This is a genomic window from Microbacterium sp. Bi128 (assembly GCF_918698205.1).
In genome coordinates this window covers 1-3,273 of record NZ_CAKKMM010000525.1, presented here as the reverse complement: position 1 = coordinate 3,273, position 3,273 = coordinate 1, and the positions used below count along the sequence as shown (strand labels likewise).

The following is a 3,273-nucleotide window of genomic DNA, read 5'->3' as shown; positions in this document are numbered from 1 at the left end:
GTTGGTGGTGTGGTGCGGAGGGAAGTTGTGTTTTCCTGGCGCGGTCAGCTGGCGAGCTGGCGGCGGCTGGCCGTGTGCCGGTTGCCGCCGTTCTTGTTGCCGCGGTGCGGGCGGGGCAGCGCGAGTTTGTCCAGCACGTCCAGTGCCGCGGCGTGCTCATTGAACGTGTAGAGGTGGATGCCGGGGGCTCCGGCGTCCAGGGCTGCGTTGGCGAGATCAACGGTGGCGCTGACCCCGATCCGGGTCCGTTCGGCGTCGGTGTCGGCAGCCGCGAGGCGTTCGATGAGTTCCGGGGCCGGTTCGACGCCGGTCAGTTCCCCGAGCCGGGCGAGCCGCCGGAGGCTGGTGAGCGGCATGACCCCGGGAATGATCGGGATGGTCACCCCGGCCCGGCGTGCCCGGGCCAGGAGGTCGGCGTACTGCTCGGTGTGGAAGAAGACCTGGGTGATGGCGAAGTCGGCGCCGGAGCGCTGCTTGGCCAGCAGGACCTCGACGTCGTGCGCCTCGCTCGGGGATTCCGGGTGCCGGGTCGGGTAGGCGGCGACGCCGACCGCGACCCTGCCGGCGCACAACAGCGCCGAACGGCGCTGCTCCACGCGGCGGATGAGTTCGATCAGGTCCTGGGCGTAGCGGAGCGATCCCGGCGGCGGGGTTTCTCCATCCTTGGGCCGGTCGCCGCGGAGGGCGAGGATGCCGCGGACGCCGACGTCGAGCAGTTCGCCGATGATCTCCGCCAGTTCCTGCGGGGAATTCCCCACACAGGTCAGGTGGGCCAGGGGCCGGAGCGTCGTTTCCTGCACGAGCCGGTTGACGAGATCGACGGCGGTGCTGCGGTTGGAGCCGTTGGAACAGGGGCCGCGCCGGCAAGATTGGGATGGGAATCGATAAGGCTTGGTGGTGACATTTGCGTCCTTGGCTTTGAACACTGCCGCCGGGAGATCCGGAAGCCCCGAAGGACCGGAACCAGAAACGGAAACTCCGTCGTCAGTGAATTGAGTTTGGGGAACACGGAGGGAACTTCAGCAGGGCGCAGCCGCGACTGTTACGCCTGATACGAAGTTGTCCGTGAGCAAATGTCAGGCCCACATGGGGGCACCCACACCCTCCTGGGCCGCCCGGGGGCAGCTTTCAGCGGAGGATCGCTGACACGTTACTGAGGTAACTTGTATAGAACTCTAAGGCCGGGCCGTGGGGCCCTTCAAGTCGGTCCCCGAATTAAGACGCACCTTTACGGCCGTTTGCGGCGCCGGGCAGAACAATGTTCGCCCAAGGCGCGATTTTCGCCCCACGCGGCCCGCTCTCCCCAACGCATCCTGGCAGGACTATCCTGTTGCCATGATTCAGCTTCCAGCCAGCTATCAGCAGTACCTCGCCGGCAAGAGCGAGAGCTTCATCAACACCGTCCGGCCAGTCCTCATGCAGTCGGCCGCAGAGAGGTTGCACGGGGTCCGGATTCTCGTGCTTCCGCATGGCCACCAGGCGCATCTGGATGACACCATCCCGTATGGGACGGTGGTAGAGGACATCGACTGAGCCCGGTTAGCCTCTGTCTAGTCGCCCAGGAGCAGCCGCTGGGAACGCGGGGCCAGCGTGTGTTCGAGCACCAGGCAGGCCGCACCGACGGCGCCGACGTCCTCTCCTACCCCCGTGCCCACGACTTCGATCCCATGGATCCTCCGGGTGGCACTGTTCGCCTCAACCAGACCGGGGACCAGCTCGAGGTAAGCCGCCGAGAGGCAGGTCCAGAACGGGCCGCCGAACACTACCCGGTCCACGTCCAGGGCGTTGGTGACGACCGACACCGCACGGGCCACGAGCACTGCGGACCCACGAATGATTTCCTTGGCCTCGTCGTTGCCGGCGTCGGCGATCGCGCACAACTCGGCGAACCGTTCCTGAACTGCCGGTGCGCTCCTGTCCTGGAGTGAACCATTCAATATCCCGGCCGCCTCAGCCTGCGCCACGAGGACCTGCGGAATGGCGGAGGACTTCACGCAGCCGTGCTGCCCGCAGTCGCAGAGGGCACCGCCCGGGTCGACGATGATGTGCCCGATTTCCCCGGCGTTGCCCGAGGTCCCGCGGACGACTTCGTCGTTGAGCACGATGCCGCAGCCGATCCCGGTCCCCATATACATGAAGACGAAGCTGCCCTCGCCGCTGGGGCCCCCGGCCCAGGTTTCGGCCACGGCTGCGCTGGTGACGTCCTTGTCCATGAGTGTCGATAGGCCCGTGGCTTCCGCGAGGGCATCCCGCAGCCCCACGTGGTCCCAGCCCGGCAGCAGCGGCGGGTCCACGACGGCGCCCTCGTTGAGGTCGATGGGCCCCGGCGACGCAACCCCGAGCCCGGCGATCCGGTCCGGGTCCACCCCGGAGTCCAGGATGAGCCTCTTGATTTCGCCCGCGATGGTGTCAATGACAGCCCTGGGGTCGGTGCCGGGCGGGGTGGTGATCCGTGAGTGCCGGACGACGGCGCCGAGCAGGTCCAGCACGACGAACGTGAGGACGGCCGGGTCCAGGTGGACGCCCACGGCATACATCCCCGCGGGATTCAGCCGGAGCATGGTCCTGGGCTTGCCCGGCCCGGTGCCTTCCTTGCCCGCTTCGACGATCAGGTGCTGGTCCAGCAGGCGGCGGGAAATGTTGGAGATGGTCTGCGGCGAGAGTCCGACAATCTGGGCCAGTTCCACCCGGCTCAGCCCGCCGGGCGTGCGGCGGATGGCGTCGAGGATGACTGTGAGGTTGAAGTCGCCCATCTTCGGTAGGTTGGTCCCTCGCCTCGGCGAGGGTTGCCGGAACTCGGTCACTGATACCTCTAAACGTTTTGGCCACGCACAGCAGTTGTCAGAATCGTACGTTACGTGCAGGCGTGCGCCCACACTTGCGCTTTACCGACACAAAGTTTCTTGCGTCAAGGCCGCCGGGTGCTGGCCGTGACCGTGAATTTTGGATTCCTGCCGGCCTCGCGGGTGGGACCGATCAGCCGTTCCAGGGCCGGCCGGTAGTGCAGGTGGCTGTTGAACACGGTCCAGAGCTCCCCGCCCGGGGCAAGCACCCTGCCGGCCGCTTCGATCAGCTTGATCCCCGCGCCGAAGTGGACCGCCGCTTCCAGGTGGAAGGGCGGGTTGAGCAGCACCAGGTCCGCGCTGGCGTCCGGGAGGGAGCTCATGGCGTCGTCCTGAAGCACGTCGATCCGACCGTCCAGGCCGTTGGCCCGGGAGGTGGCCAGGGCTGAGTCGACGGCAGCGGCGGACCGGTCGGTCGCGGTGACGCGGG

General features: G+C 67.2%; 4 protein-coding genes. 1 reads left to right on the top strand and 3 read right to left on the bottom strand.

Annotated elements, in window-relative coordinates; all coding sequences use genetic code 11:
* Positions 1 to 44 precede the first annotated feature (44 nt).
* Positions 45 to 800, bottom strand: a complete 756-nt coding sequence (locus tag LQV45_RS22310) for a methylenetetrahydrofolate reductase (protein ID WP_374208273.1) — start codon at positions 798 to 800, stop codon at positions 45 to 47.
* Positions 801 to 1,335: 535 nt separating this feature from the next.
* Between LQV45_RS22310 and LQV45_RS22305 the strand changes: the two genes are divergently transcribed.
* Entirely contained in the window at positions 1,336 to 1,533 is a 198-nt protein-coding gene (locus LQV45_RS22305; RefSeq protein WP_018773338.1) for a hypothetical protein, read from the top strand.
* 17 nt (positions 1,534 to 1,550) lie between these two features.
* On the opposite strand, the gene LQV45_RS22300 is transcribed toward LQV45_RS22305, so the two are convergent.
* Complete coding sequence (locus tag LQV45_RS22300; RefSeq protein WP_230008871.1) at positions 1,551 to 2,753, bottom strand: ROK family transcriptional regulator; 1,203 nt, start codon at positions 2,751 to 2,753, stop codon at positions 1,551 to 1,553.
* A 155-nt stretch (positions 2,754 to 2,908) separates the two neighbouring features.
* Positions 2,909 to 3,273 (bottom strand): class I SAM-dependent methyltransferase (locus LQV45_RS22295; protein ID WP_230008870.1); only part of this gene is annotated, 365 nt, incomplete at its 5' end.